The 18,549-nt window shown below is 69.8% G+C and carries 11 protein-coding genes; 6 read left to right on the top strand and 5 right to left on the bottom strand.

Annotated elements, in window-relative coordinates; translation table 11 throughout:
* Positions 1-19: 19 nt before the first annotated feature.
* On the bottom strand, positions 20-2,728 hold the full coding sequence (locus tag IT355_16570; protein ID MCC7054888.1) for a glycoside hydrolase family 3 C-terminal domain-containing protein: 2,709 nt from the start codon (positions 2,726-2,728) through the stop codon (positions 20-22).
* Between the two features lie 149 nt (positions 2,729-2,877).
* Between IT355_16570 and IT355_16565 the strand changes: the two genes are divergently transcribed.
* From IT355_16565 to IT355_16545, 5 genes are all read left to right on the top strand, one after another.
* Complete coding sequence (locus IT355_16565) at positions 2,878-4,098, top strand: 4-hydroxy-3-methylbut-2-enyl diphosphate reductase (protein ID MCC7054887.1); 1,221 nt, start codon at positions 2,878-2,880, stop codon at positions 4,096-4,098.
* Positions 4,095-4,868 (top strand): SGNH/GDSL hydrolase family protein, encoded by a 774-nt coding sequence (locus IT355_16560; GenBank protein MCC7054886.1) that lies wholly within the window; start codon positions 4,095-4,097, stop codon positions 4,866-4,868. The genes IT355_16565 and IT355_16560 overlap by 4 nt, the downstream gene beginning before the upstream one ends.
* Before the next feature lie 216 nt (positions 4,869-5,084).
* Entirely contained in the window at positions 5,085-6,638 is a 1,554-nt protein-coding gene (locus IT355_16555; protein MCC7054885.1) for an aldehyde dehydrogenase, read from the top strand.
* Positions 6,639-6,848: 210 nt separating this feature from the next.
* Complete coding sequence (locus tag IT355_16550) at positions 6,849-7,247, top strand: DUF779 domain-containing protein (GenBank protein ID MCC7054884.1); 399 nt, start codon at positions 6,849-6,851, stop codon at positions 7,245-7,247.
* A 220-nt stretch (positions 7,248-7,467) separates the two neighbouring features.
* On the top strand, positions 7,468-8,478 hold the full coding sequence (locus IT355_16545) for a hypothetical protein (protein ID MCC7054883.1): 1,011 nt from the start codon (positions 7,468-7,470) through the stop codon (positions 8,476-8,478).
* A gap of 207 nt (positions 8,479-8,685) precedes the next feature.
* Here IT355_16545 and IT355_16540 read toward each other — a convergent pair whose 3' ends face one another.
* The 3 genes from IT355_16540 to IT355_16530 form a co-directional block, all read right to left on the bottom strand.
* Positions 8,686-11,757 carry a hypothetical protein gene (locus IT355_16540; GenBank protein ID MCC7054882.1) on the bottom strand — a complete coding sequence of 1,024 codons (3,072 nt, stop codon included), beginning with the start codon at positions 11,755-11,757 and terminating at the stop codon, positions 8,686-8,688.
* Between the two features lie 91 nt (positions 11,758-11,848).
* Entirely contained in the window at positions 11,849-13,234 is a 1,386-nt protein-coding gene (locus IT355_16535; GenBank protein MCC7054881.1) for an FAD-binding oxidoreductase, read from the bottom strand.
* A 255-nt stretch (positions 13,235-13,489) separates the two neighbouring features.
* Positions 13,490-15,886, bottom strand: a complete 2,397-nt coding sequence (locus IT355_16530; protein MCC7054880.1) for a carbohydrate binding family 9 domain-containing protein — start codon at positions 15,884-15,886, stop codon at positions 13,490-13,492.
* Positions 15,887-16,106: 220 nt separating this feature from the next.
* Between IT355_16530 and IT355_16525 the strand changes: the two genes are divergently transcribed.
* Positions 16,107-16,676 (top strand): Uma2 family endonuclease, encoded by a 570-nt coding sequence (locus tag IT355_16525; GenBank protein ID MCC7054879.1) that lies wholly within the window; start codon positions 16,107-16,109, stop codon positions 16,674-16,676.
* A 12-nt stretch (positions 16,677-16,688) separates the two neighbouring features.
* On the opposite strand, the gene IT355_16520 is transcribed toward IT355_16525, so the two are convergent.
* A complete protein-coding gene (locus IT355_16520) occupies positions 16,689-18,431 on the bottom strand; it encodes an amidohydrolase (protein MCC7054878.1) in 1,743 nt (580 codons plus the stop codon).
* Positions 18,432-18,549 lie beyond the last annotated feature (118 nt).

Raw genomic sequence — 18,549 nt, 5'->3', positions numbered from 1 at the left:
GGCAGGCGGGCTGGCCGGGTCAGCGGATCGCGACTTCGCGGCGGAGCCGGATGTCGCGCGACGACGCACCGAGCATCACGCGCAGCCGCCCCGGCTCCACCACACGCTGCATGTCGGCGTCGAGCAGGCTGAGCTGGTGGCGCGAGACCGCGAACGAGACGCGCCTGGATTCGCCCGGGGCGAGGGGGACGCGCGCAAAGCCTGCCAGTTCGGTGACCGGCCGCACCACCGACGCCAGCACATCGGTGAGATAGAGCTGCACGACCTCGGCGCCGGCGCGCGTGCCGGTGTTCCGGATGGTGGCCGAGACGCGAAGCGCGGTGCTGTCGGCCGGCGGCTGCACGTCGGTCGCGAGGTCGTCGTAGGTGAAGGTGCTGTAGCTCAGCCCATGTCCGAAGGGGAAGAGCGGCAGGCCGGTCAGGTCGAGATAGTCGTCGCCACGGCCGGTCGGCTTGTGCGCGTAATACAGTGGGACCTGCCCCTCGTGCATGGGGAACGTGAGTGGCAACCGGCCGGACGGGTTCACGCGGCCGAAGAGCACGTCCGCCACGGCGTGACCGCCTTCCTGCCCGGGGTACCAGGCGTCGATCACCGCGTCGACCTGCGCACGCCATGGCATGGTGATGGCGCTGCCCCCCACGAGGATCACCACGACCGGCGTGCCGGTGGCCGCCACTGCGCGGATGAGCGCATCCTGCCGGCCAGGCAGGCCGAGCATCGCGCGATCGCGGAACTCGCCCTCCTCGATGCCGGCCACGATGAGGGCGACGTCGCTCGAGCGGGCGAGGCGCACGGCGTCGGCAATCGCGGCGGGGGTGGGATCCGTGACACCGGCATCCCAGGCCAGCCGGAGTCGGGCGCTCCCGGTGGTCTCGTGATACTCGAGGCGGATCTCGTGGCGCGAGTGTGGTGCGAAGTCCACCCGCACCTGTCGCAGGCCGAACGACGCCTTCTGCCAGTTGTCGATCACCAGGCGTCCATCGACGTGCAGGCGATAGCCATCGTTGCCCTCGACGGCGAGGGTGCGCACGCCGGATGCCGGGGCGGTGACGGTGGTGGTCCACCGTGCGGAATACCAGTCGAACGGGAGCGCCGGCGCCGGCGAATAGAGTGTCCACGCGAACGCGATGTCGCGATCGAGACGCGCAACGACCGGCGCACCGGCGAGCGTGATGTTGTCCCAGTACTCGGCGCGCACCCCACTGCCGGTGGTGGTGCTGAAGGCCGTCGCGGGGATGGTGACCCAGGGTGACCAGAGGCGTGGCACACCCGGTGTGCTGCGCACGATGGAGCCGGCCGGCGCACCGGCGCGGATGCCGTCGAGGATGGTGGTGAGGCGCGCGCCTGGCGGGGCGTAGCCTCCGGTGCGGCCCTCGGTGGCGTCCTGCCCGATCACGGCGATGCGGCGGGTGGCGCGGTCGAGGGGCAGGCGCTGGCGCGCGTTCCGGAGGAGCACGATCGACGCGGCGGCGGCCTCCCGGGCCACGGCGCGGTGTGCCGCAGTGCGTGCCACGGCGGCGGCCGCTGCGGGATCCGACTCCCATTGCTCGAAGAGGCCGAGTGCGAACTTCAGGCGGAGCACACGGGCGACGGCCGTGTCGATCGCCGCCGGCTCGATGCCTGCGCTGCGGAAGCCGTCGAGATACGACCGATGCTGCCGGTAGCCCGACTCGAACACCACGTCGAGGCCTGCCTCGATCGCGCGCCTGAAGGCGATGCCGGTGGTGGAGTCGGTGTTGTGCAGCACGGTCGATCCACCGACCGCCGAGGCATCGGAGATGACGACACCGGTGAATCCCCAGTCGCGGCGCAGCCGGTCGGTGAGCAGCGCCCGGTTCTGCGAGGCTGGCGAGCCGTCCACCGAGTTGTATGCGCTCATCACCGATCGTGCGCCGGCGTCGTGGATGGCCGAGATGAATGGCGGGAAATGGCGCTCGGCGAGGAGGCGTGGGCTGAGGTCGATGGGGTAGCTGTCGCGGCCGCCGTCACCGACGTTCGCGATGAAGTGCTTCGGGGTCGTGACGATGCCGGCGGCTTCGAGGGGGCGGATCCAGGCGCGCGCGATGGCGGCAGTGAGCCACGGATCCTCACCATATGTCTCCTCCACGCGGCCCCAGCGCGGGTCGCTGGCGATGTTGATGACCGGGGAGAGGGCGTGCCGAATGCCGCGGGAGCGGGTCTCGGTGGCGATGGCGGCGCCGACGCGGCCCACGAGTGCTGTGTCCCAGGTGGCGGCCAGCCCGATGGCCTGCGGGAAGGTGGTCGTGCCCTCGCGGGTGAGCCCGTGCAGCGTCTCCTCGAAGGGGACCAGTGGAATGCCAAGCCGTGTGCTGTCGACGAACCAGCGTTGCAGGTCGTTGATGCGCCGGGTGTGGGCGCGTGCCACCTGCGCAGCGTCGAGGGTGTCGCTGCGGGGCGACTCCGCGCGCATGCCGGCGGGCAGGTTCACCTGCAGGCCGTAGGCACCATGGCGGTAGTCCAGCGCGGGATCGTCGCGGTCGCCCGGCGCCATGAAGAGCTGCCAGAACTTCTCCTCGGCGGTCATGCGCCCGAGGAGGTCGTGCGCCCGTGCGGCGGGGGAGCGGCGGGCGTCGCGGTAGGGGGCGTCGGCCGGGGGCCGGGCGGTCGTGTCGGCTGCGGACTGGGCGGAGGCGGCGCTCGGGAGCAGCCCCGCGAGCAGCAGTGCGGCGAGGCGGAAGTGCAGTGGCGCCGGTCGGCGGTGGATCATCGCTGGGCGTTGGAGGTCGGCGGAACTGTATCGGCCGCCGGCGCAGGTCGCCACGTGGCGCTCGCGTGGCTCACCCCGTGCGACGGTCGCCCCGGGGCGCGGGCAGGCGGTGGGCGGTGGGCGGTGGGCGGGGCTGGTAGATTCCGGCCATGTCATCCACCGACGAAGAGACGTATTACCGGAAGGGCTTCGGGCTCAAGGCCGATGTGCAGGACACCCTCGCCGACGACTACACCGGCCGCCTGGTGGACCTGCTGCGCGCCAGCGAGTACACACTCACGGCGGGCAACGTGACGGTGCGGCTGGCGAAGGAGTTCGGCTTCTGCTACGGCGTGGAGCGCGCCGTGGAGTACGCGTACCAGACGCGGCGCAAGTTCCCGGACCGGAAGGTGTTCCTCGCCGGCGAGATCATCCACAACCCGCACGTGAACCACAAGCTGCGGGAGATGGACATCACGTTCCTGCAGGCGAAGGGCACCGGCTTCGACTACGACCTGGTGCAGCCGGATGACGTGGTGATCCTGCCGGCATTCGGCGTGACGATCCAGGACTTCGAGACGCTGCGGGCGCTGGGGTGCATCATGGTGGACACCACCTGCGGCTCGGTGCTGAACGTCTGGAAGCGCGTGGAGCGCTATGCACGGGATGGCTTCACGTCGCTGATCCATGGGAAGCACTACCACGAGGAGACGCGGGCGACCGCCTCCCAGGTGCAGAAGTTCCCCGAGGGGCGCTACCTGGTGGTGCGTGACATGGCCGAGGCGCGCCTCGTGTGCGACTACATCGAGGGGCGGTGGGACCGGGAGGCATTCCTGGCCACCTTCGCGGCCGACCGGGCGTCGCCCGGCTTCGATCCGGACCTGCACCTGCACCGCATCGGCGTCGCGAACCAGACGACGATGCTCGCGCGTGAGTCGCTGGCGATCGGCGAGGAGGTGGGCCAGGCGATGGCGCGGGCGCACGGCGCGGCCTTTCGCGAGGCGAACTTCCGCACCTTCGACACGATCTGCTCGGCGACGCAGGACCGGCAGGATGCGGTGGACGAGCTGTTGCAGGAGCCACTGGACGTGATGCTGGTGGTGGGCGGCTACAACTCCAGCAACACGATGTCGCTGGCGGCGATCTGTGCCGACAAGGTGACGACGTACCACGTGGAGGACGCCGAGGGCATCGATCCCGGGACGGGTGTCGTGCGTTACCGGCCCATCGGGCTGCACTTCGAGGAGGCGACGCGCGCCGGCTGGATGCCTGCGAGCGGGCCGGTGCGGGTGGGAATCACGGCCGGCGCGAGCACGCCGAACAACAAGATCGGCGAGGCGGTGGCGCGCATCTTCCTGACGCGGGGCATCGACCCGGCGACGATCGGGTGAGCCGGCACGTTGGGCGCGAGTTCGCGCGATACATCTCGCTTGGCGACGGCCTCTCGGCGGACCTGACGCCGGCGCTGGACCTGAAGGTGGCCGACGTGAGCGTGGCGCTGGAGCGCGACGCGCGCAGCGGTGACGTGCCGCCGGTGGGCGCGAGTTCGCTGCTGTTCAGCAATGACGACGAGCGCTGGCCGGACTTCCTCGGCCTGGACCTGCAGTCGCTCACCGGGTGTTCCGGGATCGTGCGGCTGGCGACGGACGGCGCGAGCATCGGCGACATCTTCGACGAGCAGGTGCTGACGCTCGAGGGAGATGGGTCGCCGACCCTGGTGACGCTCACGGCAGGGGCGATCGACCTGCTCAGCGCCGTCGCGACGAAGCCCGCACCGGCGCGCCGCGATGCGATCGTGCGGGATGCGGTCAGCGGCGTGCTGGCGATCGCGGAGTTGCTGCATGCACGCTTCGACGACCTCACGCTGGTGCTGACGACGCTGCCTGACCCGACCGACGGGCTTGGCACGTTTGCTGATGCGCGCGATGGCGATGCGGTGCCGCCGGCCGCGCTGCTGCAGTTCAACGCGCAGTTGCGCGAGCGCGCCGCGCGGCTCGGCGGGACGATCGTGGCGGAGGCACACGCCGCGTTCCAGGGGCACGGCATGACGGCGCCGGAGGGGGAGCGGTGGTTCTGGCGACGAAGCCCGCACGAGCCGAGCGCAGCCGGGGCCTCCGGCCTGCGCGCGTGCTGGTTGGATGCACTCGGGGTGCTGCCATAGCAAGAACATGCCAGAAATGGCGTTGGATGTCGGTGCTGTGACGGCGCTGCAGTCGACCGGCTCACTCGTGGTGGCGTGATCCGGCCGAGTGCGCTGGTGTGCTCTCTGGCGGATGCCGGTCCCGCGTGTACCGTAACGGTCGTACAACTGCTCACCGGTGAGCAGCGTCCAGCACCGCGGACGTGGCGGTGCGACTGTCACGCGCAGGAGCACACGATGTCAGCAACCCTCGAACAGGACGGCATTGCGACCGTCCCCAGTGCAGCATCCCGGCTTCGGATGACGATCCCGATCCGGTCGCGGTACGAGAACTGGATCAATGGTGCCTATGCGCCGCCGGCGAACGGGCAGTACTTCTCGAATCCCAGCCCGGTCACCGGCCAGCACCTGTGTGACGTCGCGCGTGGCACGGCGCCGGACATCGAGCGCGCGCTGGATGCCGCACACGCCGCGTTCAAGACGTGGGGTCGCACGTCGGCGGCGGAACGGTCGGTGATCCTGAACAAGATCGCGGACCGTGTCGAGGCGAACCTCGAGGCGCTGGCCGTGATCGAGACGATCGACAACGGCAAGCCGATCCGCGAGACGATGGCCGCCGACCTGCCGCTGGTGATCGACCACTTCCGCTACTTCGCCGGCTGCATCCGCGCGCAGGAGGGGAGCCTGTCGCAGCTCGACGACGACACGGTGGCGTACCACTTCAACGAGCCGCTCGGCGTGGTCGGGCAGATCATCCCGTGGAACTTCCCGCTGCTGATGGCCACGTGGAAGCTGGCACCGGCGCTGGCGGCCGGGAACTGCGTGGTGATGAAGCCGGCCGAGCAGACGCCGGTGAGCATCATGGCGTTCATGGAGCTGGTGGCCGACCTGCTGCCGCCGGGTGTGGTGAACATCGTGCAGGGCTTCGGCATCGAGGCCGGCAAGCCGCTGGCGAGCAGCAACCGCATCGCGAAGATCGCGTTCACCGGCGAGACGACCACCGGCCGGCTGATCATGCAGTACGCCTCGGAGAACCTGATCCCGGTGACGCTGGAGCTGGGCGGCAAGAGCCCGAACATCTTCTTCGCCGACGTGATGGACGCGGACGACGACTTCTTCGACAAGGCACTCGAGGGGTTCGGCATGTTCGCGCTGAACCAGGGCGAGGTGTGCACCTGTCCGTCGCGGGCGCTGGTGCAGGAGTCGATCTACGATGCGTTCATGGAGCGGGCGACGGCGCGCGTGGCGGCGTTCAAGCTCGGCCACCCGCTGGACCTGGCCACGCAGGTGGGCGCGCAGGCGTCGAACGACCAGCTGGAGAAGATCCTCAGCTACTTCGACATCGGCCGCGCCGAGGGGGCGACGGTGCGCCTGGGTGGCGAGCGCTTCCACCAGGACGGTGAGACGGCAAACGGGTACTACGTGAAGCCGACGATCTTCGAGGGCAACAACAGCATGCGCGTGTTCCAGGAGGAGATCTTCGGCCCGGTCGTCTCGGTGACGAAGTTCAAGGACGAGGCGGATGCGCTGCACATCGCGAACGACACGCTCTACGGCCTGGGGGCCGGTGTCTGGACGCGCAACATCAACACGGCCTACCGCTTCGGCCGGCACATCCAGGCCGGTCGCGTCTGGACGAACTGCTACCATGCCTACCCGGCGCACGCAGCGTTCGGCGGCTACAAGCAGAGCGGCATCGGCCGCGAGAACCACCTGAAGATGCTGAACCACTACCAGCAGACGAAGAACATGCTCGTGAGCTACAGCCCGAAGGCGCTCGGGTTCTTCTGAGCCCCGCCGGTTCCTACACGTGAACTGCCCTGACGCAAAGGGCGCACAGGGGTACTGCACGAACGCAGACAACAGCGCCTGGGAAAGGCATCGAGGTGATGCCGCCGCTGGAGAGCCCATTCCAGTCCTTCGTCGCGATCTTGCAGTATTCTTCTTGCGCCCTTTGCGTCAAGGCCGTTGCGGTCTCAGGATGATGGAGGAGTTCGAATGGTGGAGCGGGTGGACTGCACGCCGGAGGCGGCGGTGATGATCGACCGGCTGGTGGCGCAGCACGGGCCGGTGCTGTTTCACCAGTCGGGCGGGTGCTGTGATGGGAGCGCGCCGATGTGCTACCAGCGCGGCGAGTTCCGGATCGGGGCACGCGACGTGCTGCTGGGCTTCATCCACGGGGCGACGCCGGTGTACATCGGTGCCGCGCAGTTCGAGTACTGGCAGCACACCCGGCTGACGATCGACGTGGTGCCGGGTCGAGGTGCCGGGTTTTCGCTGGAGGCGCCGGAAGGGGTGCGGTTCCTGACGCGGTCGCGGCTGTTCACGGATGCGGAAGCCGTGGAGATGCTGCTGGCTGCGCCGCCGGCGCGCGGACCGGAGGCGGCGGGGCTGGCGTAGCGTTTTCGTGCAAAGGGGTCTGAGTCGGATGGGGGGAAAGGGGACAGAGTCACGCGGGGGGCAGAGGGCGCGGCGCTGGCGACCTGCGCTGGAGTGCTTTCCAAGGCAGCATTAGGCTTGTGGCTTCCGACCTGCCACCCCAGCCCTGCCGATTGCCGTGACCCTGCTTCCGTTCCTGAAGGTTCGTGCCGACGTGCGCCGATGTGCGTCGATCCTCGCCCTGGGCGTGGCCACTGCAATCCCGCTTGCCGCGCAGCAGCAGGGTGGAACGGCGACCCGCCCTCAGGCCGCACCGGCGCGCGCGGATTCCACGCCACGCCCGCGCCCCCGCCCGCGTCCGCCGGTCATCCGTGGCCGCTCGGCGTCCGACAGCATCGCCATCGCTTCGCTGGACCGCGACTCGGTCGGCGACACGCGCTGGCCCGTCCGCACGCCGGCCTATGCCGCCGGTGCACTGCTCCCCGGGCACCGCATCGTCGCGTTCTACGGCAACCCGCTCTCGCGCCGCATGGGCATCCTCGGCGAGCTCGACCCGGAGCCGATGCTGGCGCGCCTGGACCGCGAGGTCGCCGCGTGGCGCACCGCCGATCCGGCGACGCCGGTGATGCCGGCGCTGCACCTGATCGCCACCGTGGCGCAGGGATCGGCCGGCGCCGATGGGCGCTGGCGGGCGCGGATGAGCGACTCGCTGATCGCGAAGGTCATCCGATGGGCCGACAGCCGGAACGCGATCGTCTTCCTCGACATCCAGGTCGCGAAGAGCACGATCCAGCAGGAGCTGCCCGTGCTGATGAAGTGGCTGGAGCGCCCGAACGTCCACCTTGGCATCGACGCCGAGTTCTCGATGAAGGACGGCTCGAACCCCGGCCGGCGGGTGGGCACCTACGATGCCCGGGACATCAACTGGGTGCAGGACCAGCTCGCGGACCTCGTGAAGCGGAAGAACCTCCCGCCGAAGGTGCTGGTGGTGCACCGCTACACGCGGCCCATGATCACGAACTACCGCAACATCCGCTTCGAGCCGCACGTGCAGGTGGTGATGCACATGGATGGCTGGGGCATCCCGCCGGTGAAGATCTCCAGCTACCGGTCGTACATCCGCGACGAGCCGGTGCAGTTCGCCGGGTTCAAGCTGTTCTACAAGAACGACGTGCGCGGACGCTCGCGGATGATGGTGCCGGGCGAGGTGCTGCGCCTCTGGCCGAAGCCGCTGTACATCCAGTACCAGTAGGGCGGGCGGACAACGAAAAGGCGGCGGTCACGCAATCCCGTGACCGCCGCCTTCGTGCATCGATCCCCGTCTTACACCCCCCTCATCTTCACTTTGCGTCCTTTGCGTCCTTTGCGCCTTTGCGTCGAAGCTGTTCCAGCGATCCTGAACTGCATGCCGCAGAGACGCGAACGGCGCATGGGGGGAACAGCAACTGCTTCCGCGCGCCTACGGAATCACGGCTGCCGTGGTGATGCGGGCGAGGGCGTCGAGCCGCCGCTTGATGGCGGCGAGTTCGGCGTTGAGGGTGACGAGGCGCGAGGCGGCGTCGCGGGGGACACGCTGGTCCGCGCCGAGCGTCATGTTGTAGAGGTACTCGAACTGCGCGAGCAGTTTCGGCGCCTGGTAGCGGCCCTCGGCCGTCTCGAGGGCACGCACGATGTCCTCGGACTCGCGGGCCATCGGTGCCCCGCGCGACTGCATCTGGGTGCGGATGTCGCGGGCGCGGGCAAGCGTGGCGCGCGCCTGCTCGATGCCGCTGCGCACCGCGAGCTGGTGTGCCTCCTGTGCGACCAGCATCGCGTCGGTGAGGCCATCCTGGCGCACGCGCGGATCGGCCTGCACGACCAGCGGCTGCGAGAGCGTGTCGCCATCGACGATCAGGCGCACCGAGTAGCGGCCGGGGGCGACCATCGGGCCGGGGCCGCCGGCCGTGGCGCCGTGCATCAGGTTCCAGGTGAAGCGGTTCGCGCCGATCACGTCGGTGATGGCGGTGGCGGCGGCCGATCCGCGCCGCGGCGCGCGCATCCCCTGGGCGCCGGGTGCGGCCGGTGTCGCCGCGGCCGTCGTGAAGCTGCGCACGACGGCACCGAGGGCGTTGCGGATCTCCAGCACCGGTGCGGAGGCAGGTGCGCTGCCGATCCAGTAGTCGATCGCGGCACCGGCCGCCGGGTATTCCGGCACCCCCGGCCCGGCCGGTGAACCCTGGTGACGCCAGCGGATCGCGGGACGCGGCGCATGCAGCACGGCCTTCTTCGCGAGGTTCGCATCGGCGTACTGCACCAGCGGCGTGAGGTCATCGAGGATCCAGAAGCTGCGGCCCATCGTCGAGAGGACGAGGTCGCGGCGCTGCACCTTGATGTCCGTGATCGGCACCACCGGCAGGTTGCGCTGCATCGGCATCCACGAGGCACCGTCGTTGGCGCTGACGTAGAAGCCGAACTCGGTGCCGAGGTAGAGCAGCCCCTGCCGGTCGGGATCCTCGCGCAGCACGCGCGTCGGCGTGTCGTCGGGCACGCCGTTGCTCCCGGTGGTGAGGCGCGTCCAGGTGCGGCCATAGTCGGTGGTGCGGTAGGCGTACGGCTTGAAGTCGCCGAGCAGGTAGCGGTAGACGGCGATGTACGCCGTGCCCTTCCGGTGGCGCGAGACGTCGATCTGCTGCACGCGGCCGCCGGGCGGCAGGTCGGGCGGGGTGACCTTGGTCCAGCTCGCGCCGTTGTTGCGCGTGACGTGGACCGGGCCGTCGTTCGCACCGGTCCAGATCACGCCCGGCTCGATGGGCGACTCACGGATGGCGTAGAGCGTGGAGTAGAACTCCTCGCCCGTGACATCGCGGGTGATGGGCCCGCCGCTGATGCCCTGTGTCTCGGGCGTGAACGCGGTGAGGTCGGGGGAGATGCGCTCCCAGGTCAGCCCGTCATCACGGGAGCGGTGCAGGAACTGGCTGCCGTAGTACACCACGCCCTTCGTGTGCGGCGAGACGTCCAGCGGGGCCACGCGCTGGAACCGGTAGATCAGGTCCTTCGGGTCGTTGCCGTAGAGTGACTGCGCACCGATCCACGAGTTCTGCTCCTGGCCGGTGACGAGGTTCAGGCGCGACCACTGGCCCTTGCACGCGCCATAGACGACGTCCGCGTTCCACGGGCTTGGGACGATCGGGCCCGTTTCGCAGCCGGGGCCTGTCATCCAGTACTGCGCCGGCTGGTCGGGGCGGGTGCTGAAGAGCGGCAATGACGGCACGATCACGGTGGTGTTGTCCTGCTGCGCGCCGTACACGCGGTACGGGTAGTGGTCGTCGAGGAAGACCTGGTAGAGCTCCGACGTGGCCTGGTTGTACTGGGTGCTCCAGGTCTTCCCGCCGTCGATGGAGACGTTCGCGCCACCATCGTTCGACTGGACCATCACGTCGGGATCGGTGGGGTTGATCCAGATGTCGTGGTTGTCGCCGTGCGGCGTCTCCACCGCGGCAAAGGTCTTCGCACCATCGGTGCTTCGCCACATCGTCTCGTTCTGGACCCAGACGTTGTCGGCGTTGGTGGGGTCGGCGTCGATGTTGGTGTAGTAGAACGGGCGGAGGAGCAGGGCGTTCATGTTGCTGACCTGCGTCCACGTGTCCCCCGCGTCATCGCTGCGGTACACGCCCGCCTTGGGCTTCTCGGCCTCGATCAGCACGTACACGCGACGGGGGGCGGCGGCGGAGACGGCGATGTTCGACTTGCCGATGATCCCCGTCGGCAGGCCGCCACCGAGCTTCGTCCAGGTGGTGCCGCCGTCGGTGGAACGGTAGATGCCGCCGTCGTCGCGGCTGCCGGAGATGATCGCCCACGGCCGGCGCACGCCGCGCCAGGCGGCGGCGTAGAGCGTGTTCGGGTCGTCAGGCTTCGCGGTGAGGTCGGTGATGCCGGTGCTGTCGTTCACGAACAGCGCCTTCTGCCACGACTGGCCACCGTCCGTGGTGCGGTACACACCGCGCTCGCTGGAGTTGCTGAACGGCACGCCCTGCGCCGCCACGAGCGCGATGTCGGGGTTGGCCGGGTTGATCACGATCGCCGCGATCTGCCCGACGTCACGCAGGCCCATGAACTTCCACGACTTGCCGGCGTCGTTGGAGCGGTAGATGCCGCGGCCGACGATGACGTTGGAGCGGATGCCGTCGGAGCCGGTGCCGACCCACACGACATCAGGGTTGGACGGTGCCACGCGGATCGCGCCGATCGACCCGGTGCTGAAGGAGCCATCCGAGACGTTGACCCAGTTGTGGCCGGCGTCGGTGGTCTTCCACACGCCGCCGCCCGTCGCGCCCATCCAGAACTCGCGCTTGCGCTGCGGCACGCCGGTGACGGTGGTGACGCGACCACCGCGAAAGGGGCCGATGTTGCGGAACCGGAGTGCCTGCGTGGCGCGCGGATCGATGCCGCCGGCAAGCGCCTGGGCCGTCAGCGACCGCTGCGGCGTCAGGGTGGTGAGCAGCGTGCTGCCGAGGATGGCGGCACGCACGACGGCGCGGAGAGGTCGGTGCATGGCGGGATGCGCTGGAGGTGGCAGGGGCCCTGTCTCCAGTCTACGCGCAAGGTGGGAATCACGCTCCCCTCGGGGGGCGGACCCACCGGGCTCAGAGCTGACCGGTGGAGCCCCAGTCGGCGAGCATGGCCTGGTAGGCAGGGTCGTGGTAGCGATCGAGGCGGAACGCCGGCGCGTACGTCGGCAGGGAGCCGCCGGCGATGTGCGCGGCCAGCAGCTCCGCGCCGGCCGGTGCGGCCATCAGGCCGTAGCCGGACAGCGCCGCATGCACGAATGCCCCCGCCACTGGCAGCGGCCCGATCAGTGGGCGGTTCTCGGCCGTCTTGGTGTAGTAGCCGCCGTCCACGGAGACGGGGGGCAGCCGGTCGAGGTACTGCGCCAGGCCGGGGGCGAGGCGCACCATGCCGCGCATCACGACCTCGGGATAGAAGGTGTCCTCGGGCAGCGGCAGTTCCGGAACGTCGAAGCGGTGGGTGCTGTGGTAGTCCCAGAGCATCAACACCGTCTGGTTCTGCCGGTATCCCTCGGGGCGGAGGTGGATGCCGGCGGGCATCACCTCGGTCAGCCAGCGGGTGGTGTCGTCCGACGCCAGGTCGGCGCGTTCCTCGTCGGTCCACTCGAGCTGCTGCGCGTCGTCCAGGATCACGAGCCCGGTGTTGCGATCGACGACGCCGAGGGTGTCCTCGAAGGCGACCTTGAGGTGCATCTCGGAGAAGAGCGGGAGCTCGACGTCGATGAGCTGCGAGACTTGCTTCGCGAACGGGCCGGCGCAGTTCACGAACGCCGGTGTGGCGATGCTGGTGGTGGTGCCATCGGTACACGCCACCGTCACGCTGCGAACGGAACCGCCCCGCACATCCACGGCCGACACGCGACCCGACAGCAGCGTCACGCCGCGCTCGCGCGCCTCGTCCAGCAGGTACATGCCGAGCTGCTGCCCGCTCATCCAGCCGCAGCGCCGCGCATGCAGCACGGCGACGATGTCCTCCGCGAGCCACGGGAAGTGTGCGCGGATGGCGTGGTGATCGACGAAGAGGTCGGCGCCGGTGGGGTGATCGCGGTAACCGGCGTGGGCGCTTGGCTGGTAGGCGCGCGCCTCGTCCAGCGAGCGATAGGTGCGCACGTCGCCAGCGCCCTGCGCAGATGCGAGCCGCGCGTCGGCCGCGAAGCGCGCGCCAGTGTCAGTACTCGCGGTGGCGTAGACGTAGCCGCGCCGGTTGAGCAGGAAGCGGTTGTCGCTGGCATCAGCCCACGCATCGAGCAGGTCGATGCTGCGGTTCATGAAGCGGACCATCGCGTCGTCGGGGCCGGGCCACCAGTTGCGGTACGCCTCGGTGGACTTGTCGCTGGTCAGCGTGAGCGGCGGGCGCTCGTCGACCAGGGTGACGTTGGTGGTGCCGCGCATGGCAAGGGCATGGGCGGTGGCGATGCCGGCGATTCCGGCGCCGCAGATGACGACGTCACTGGTGCGGGACATGGGGGGAATGCTAGTGGCGTGTAGTCGAAGTTCCGGAATCAGTCGCCGGTCGGGGCATCCCGGCTGGCGGCGTTGAAGATCCTCGCAATACCGCCGGTACTGCTGCGGTTTTCGCCTGGCCAACCAGGCGCCGCATCCGGCTTGGTGCTATCCGAACTTCGATTACACGCCACGAGTGGCGTGAAACCCGGCTGCGTGCCATCTGAACTTCGATTTCATGCCACCGGCGCGTCGGCTGAGCGCGCGGCGGTGCGTTCAGCTCGGCCCGGACATGTCACGCCGCTTGACGCCGGCGCGGAACAGGTAGCTCACCTTCAGGAAGAAGCCATCCGCGGCGCGCCGCAGGTCGCCGGGGCGGTTGCTGAGGCTCGCATCGAGCGAGTTGCCGTAGCCGAAGAACACCACCGTGCCCGGCGACGGCAGGTACTGCACCAGCCAGTCGGCCCGCGCGAGGAGGCTCTGCTGCGCGGCGATGGGCTGCCAGGTGCCGAGCGAGTCCTGTTGGAGGAGCGGGGCCTCGCTGGCGGGGGCCCGCAGCGCGTCGCGCCGCCGCGACTCGAGCTGCCCGACGAAGCGGAGGAAGAGCGAGCGCGTGAACTGGTACTCGAGCCGGAGCCGCGGCACGACCTGCTCGCTGAACCGCGTCCCGTCGCGAACGCGCTCATACCGCTGGTACCGCAGCAGCATGCCGACGCGCACCTGCCGGCTGGGGCGGATGTCCATCGCGAGGTCGAGGCTGCGACGGTCCACCGTGGCGGTCTCGAAGAACTCCGGGTCGCGTCCCCCGGTGTACAGCAGGGTGGCACCGAGGTACCGCCACTGCGGCGTGGTGAGCGCCAGCTCGACGGTGCCGATGGCGTGCCGTTCCCCGGGAGTGAACGTGACGGTGTCGCCACCCTGCACCACGCGCAGGTCGTCGTAGCGGCGCGGGTCGAAGGCGATGGACTGCAGCTCCGGCCTGACGCCGATCTTCCAGCCGCCACGGATGGTGATGGTGTTGTCGATCGAGACGATGTTTTCCAGCGGCACCTGCGCGTCGCGGAAGCCGTCCCAGGTCCAGAGCGTGGTGGCGGTCAGGAAGTTCTGCTGCTGGTCCCACCAGCCGCCGCGCCGCCCGAAGCGGGTCCAGCGCTGGTTGACCTGGCCGCGCACGAAGTCGGTGCGGGGGACGAACCCGACGCGCGTCTGGAAGTCGGGAGAGATGCCCTGCAGCCCGTAGCGGAAGCCGTACGAGCGGCCAGAACGGCCGGCGTTCGCCTCCCACATGCTGCCACGCAGCGTGCTCACGGTGTCGCGGGTCTGGCTGCCGTGGAGTCGTGCCTCGATGCTGTAGACGCGGCGGAACTGGATGCGCGCGTCCACGCCGCCGACGCGATTGTACTGCGCGCCCTCGGTGCGGTCGGTGAGCAGCAGGCCGGCCGTGCTTTCATCGCCGATGTCACGACGGACGCGCAGGATGTTGAAGATGGGATTCGTCGCGCCGTCGGTGCTGTACTCCTGCGCATCGACGGCGGACAGCAGCCCGATGTCGGTGTGCGGGATCTTGCCGGTGAGCTTGGCCGCCACCACCGGCTTCACGATCTGGCGCGTGTAGACGAGGCGGTTCGGGGCATCGAACTGTTCGCTGCCCTCGACGAAGAAGGGACGCAGCTCGGGGAAAAAGAGTGCGAAGCGCGGGTCGCCGGGGATCTGGCCGACGTCGGTCTCGACCTGCGAGAAGTCGGGGTTGACGGTGCCGTTGAGCGTGAAGTTGCTGGTCACGCCCCAGCGCACGTCGGCCCCGGCCTGGTGCCGCGTGTCGTAGCGCCAGGCGGCGGTGCTGCCAGTGGAATCGGGGGCCCCGCTGGTGCGTGACGTGACGACGGGCGTGGCATCGAGCACCAGCCCGCGCCGCATGTCGCGCATGCCGCGCAGGTAGCCCGCCTGCACGCCGAACGACTGCCGCCCGCGCGAGGTCGGTGCCCAGGTGACCTGGAACCCGTTGCGCTGCGTCTGCCGCACCACCTGCAGGCCCCAGTCCTGTGCGCCGCCCATCTGGAAGCGCATCGACTTGAACGGGATGCGCACCTCGATCTGGTAGCCATCCTCCAGCACGCGTCCCTTGGACTGCCAGACGAAGTCCTGCGTGAGGTCGGCGGCGGTGAGCGAGGCGCGTGAGACACCGGGGCCGGCCGACTGCTCGCTGCGCATGCCGTCGGCCTGCACGCCGAGCGGGTTCACCGCGAAGACGAAGGCACGCCGCCGGTCGTTGAAGGTGTCGAAGTGGACCGCAACCCAGTCGTCGTTGTTGATGCGATCGCGCTCGGCGAGCGTCGCGCGGACGGTGCCGGCGGGGGCCCAGGCGCGGATGGCGAGGTAGATCGCGTTGGATGTGTGGAGCAGCCGGACCTGCGTCGAGTCCTGCGCCGGCCGGCCGTCCACGGGGCTGTACGTGGTGAAGCCGGTGAGCAGCGCGCTGCGGCTCCAGTCGGCCTCATCGAACTGGGCGTCGACGATGATGGTGCTGCTGTCCACGCGCGGGGCCTTCACCTCGAGCTGGCCGGCGCGCCCGGAATAGACGGCGTCAGCGGGCGTCGGAGGGGCAGCGGGCAGGGTGTCGGCCGGGAGGCCGAGTGTGCCGGCGAGGGTGATAGCGAGGAGAGCGGACAGCATGGGGCGGAAGGCGGAGTGCTGTCCAGGACGGTTGGACTGCAGCCGAGGGAAGCTAGCTGGGGCGCTGGGCTTCCGGGATGGCGTGGGTGGTGGCGACGGCGTTCGTGAGTGTCGGCAACACTGCGCGCACTGCTGCGTGAATTCGGTGACGGTCTGGGGGCGCGGCGGTGCTATCGTCGCCCATGTGAGCTTGCCCCTGTCATCGCTCGCCGAGCATCGCATGGCCATGCCTGCAGTCACCCCGCGCCGCTGGACGGCGGACGACGTGCGTGCGCTTCCGGACGAACCGGGGAAGCGGTTCGAGTGTGTGGATGGCGAGCTGCTGGCGAGTCCGGGGCCGCGACTGGCGCATCAGGCGATGGTCGGCGCGTTGTGGCGCGCACTCGACCTCTTCGTTCGTGCACAGCGCATCGGTGCCGTCTTCATGGCACCGGGGGACATTGAACTGGACGCCTTCACACTCGTCCAGCCGGATGTCTTCATCTTGCCGCTCGTTGAGGGACGGTCACCTCGCGACGCAGCCGAGATCGGGTTTCCGCTGTTGTTCGTCGAGGTGCTGTCACCGAGCACGGCGCGCTTCGACCGCGTCGTGAAGCGCGGGCGGTACCAGCGGTACGGCGTCGAGTACTGGATCGTCGATCTCGACGCGCGCGTGGTGGAGCGGTGGACTCCGGCCTCGGATCGACCGGAGATCGTCACGGAGTCGATCACGTGGCAGCCGGCGGGCGCGGTGTCGGCGCTGGTGCTCGAGCTCGGGCCGGTGTTCGTGGAGGCGGTGGGCGAAATCTGACGTGAGCCGAACCTACGGGGCCGGTGGCCGCCCCGCCGTGATCCGTCCGCGCGACCCCGTCATCAACACCTTCCCCGTCAGGAGGTCGCGCGGCGACGCCATCCGGAACGGGTCGACGTCGATCACCGTCAGGTCGGCGCGGAACCCGGCCATCAGCATGCCGGCCTCCGTTTCATCGAAGCCGGCGTAGGCATTCCACCGCGTATAGCCTCGCACCGCCTCCTCGGCCGTCATGCGCTCGCCCGGATACCAGCCACCGGCCGGGGCCCCGGTGGTGTCCTGCCGCGTGATGGCGGAGTGGAGCCCGTAGAACAGGTTGAAGTCGGAGCCGGGGAGGTCGGACGAGAATGCCACTGACGCGCCGGCCTGGCGGAGCGAGCGCCAGGCGTAGGCGCCACGGATCCGCTGCGCACCGAGGCGGGATTCGGCCCATCCCTTGTCCTCCACGGCGTGCGGCGGCTGCATCGAGGCGATGATGCCGAGGGCGCGGAAGCGGGGAAGGTCCTGCGGTGAGACCACCTGGGCGTGCTCGATGCGGTGGCGACGGTCGCGCTTGCCGGGGGTGGCGCGCATGACCGAGTCGATGAAGTCGAGCGACGCGCGGTTGCCGGCGTCACCGATGGCGTGGATCCCGACCTGGAACCCTGCCGCCATCGCATCGCCCACCACCCGGTGGTCGAAGCCATAGGCACTGCCGGCGATGCCGCGGTGGCCGGGTTGGTCGCTGTAGTCGGCGAGCAGCTGTGCGCCGCGCGAGCCCAGTGCGCCGTCGTAGTACGCCTTGACCGCCCGGACGCTGAGCATCCGGTCCGGCGAGGTGTACGGGCCACGCCGGATCCACGCCCGGATCAGTGCCGAGTCACGGCCGCTGAGCATGGCATGGACACGCAGCGGGAGTGAATCACGACTGGCGAGACGTTCGAACGAGGCCATCACGTCCGGCGCGACACCAGCCTCGTGGATGCCGGTGAAGCCCGCGTTGGCCATGACGTGGAGCGCGCGCAGCACCTGCGCATCACGCTGCGCCGGTGTGGGCTGCGGCACGGCGTCGTCGAGCAGTGGCACGGCGCGATTCAGCAGCAGGCCGGTGGGTTCACCGCGGGCATCGCGGCGGATCTCGCCACCGACGGGTGCCTTCGTGTCACGGGTGATGCCGGCCTGCCGCAGGGCGAGGTCGTTGGCCCACGCGGCGAAGCCGTGCAGGCCGCGCAGCAGCACCGGGTGATCGGGCACGCGCTGCGAGATGAGGCGCCGGTCGGGGTAGTGGTTGGCCCACGCCCCCTCGTCCCAGCCGTAGCCGATGATCCACTCCCCCTTCGGCGTGGTGGCCGCCCGCGCCTCGATCTTCGCCACCGCCTCCGCCTCGGTCGTGATGCCTGTCAGGTTCACACGATCGAGCGCCTGGCCCATCTCGGCCACGTGTGTGTGCGCATCGACGAAGCCGGGCAGGATGACGGCGCCCTGCATGTCGATCACGCGGGTGTCAGGGCCCCGGGACTCGAACGCGGCGGTGTCGGAGCCCACGACCAGCAGCTGGCCGCCGGCGATGGCGATGGCGGATGCGTCCGGGTGCCATCCCGTGGCGCTGTCGAACGGCGCGTCGGCACCGGGCCTGCCGTCTGGCGACGGTGCGTCCCAGTTCTGCGTGTAGACGCGTGCATTGTGGAGGATGAGCTCCGCGCGGGCGATCCGCGGTTCTTGCCGGGTGCACGCGGAGCTGCCGGTGACGAGCGCGATCGCGGCGAGGACGTGCACGACGCGTGCTCGGGGAGGAAGTGGCTGGCGCATGCCGTATAGTATCCCGGGCGCAGACCGCGCGTCTGCGGCGGTCCAGCGTTCGCCGGCCCCCGCCCGTTCGAGTGTGCAGTGCCTG

It is taken from the genome of Gemmatimonadaceae bacterium, assembly GCA_020851035.1.
Classification (GTDB): Bacteria; Gemmatimonadota; Gemmatimonadetes; order Gemmatimonadales; family Gemmatimonadaceae; genus JACMLX01.
The sequence above is the reverse complement of the archived record's forward strand: the minus strand, read 5'-3'. Positions and strand labels throughout refer to the sequence as shown.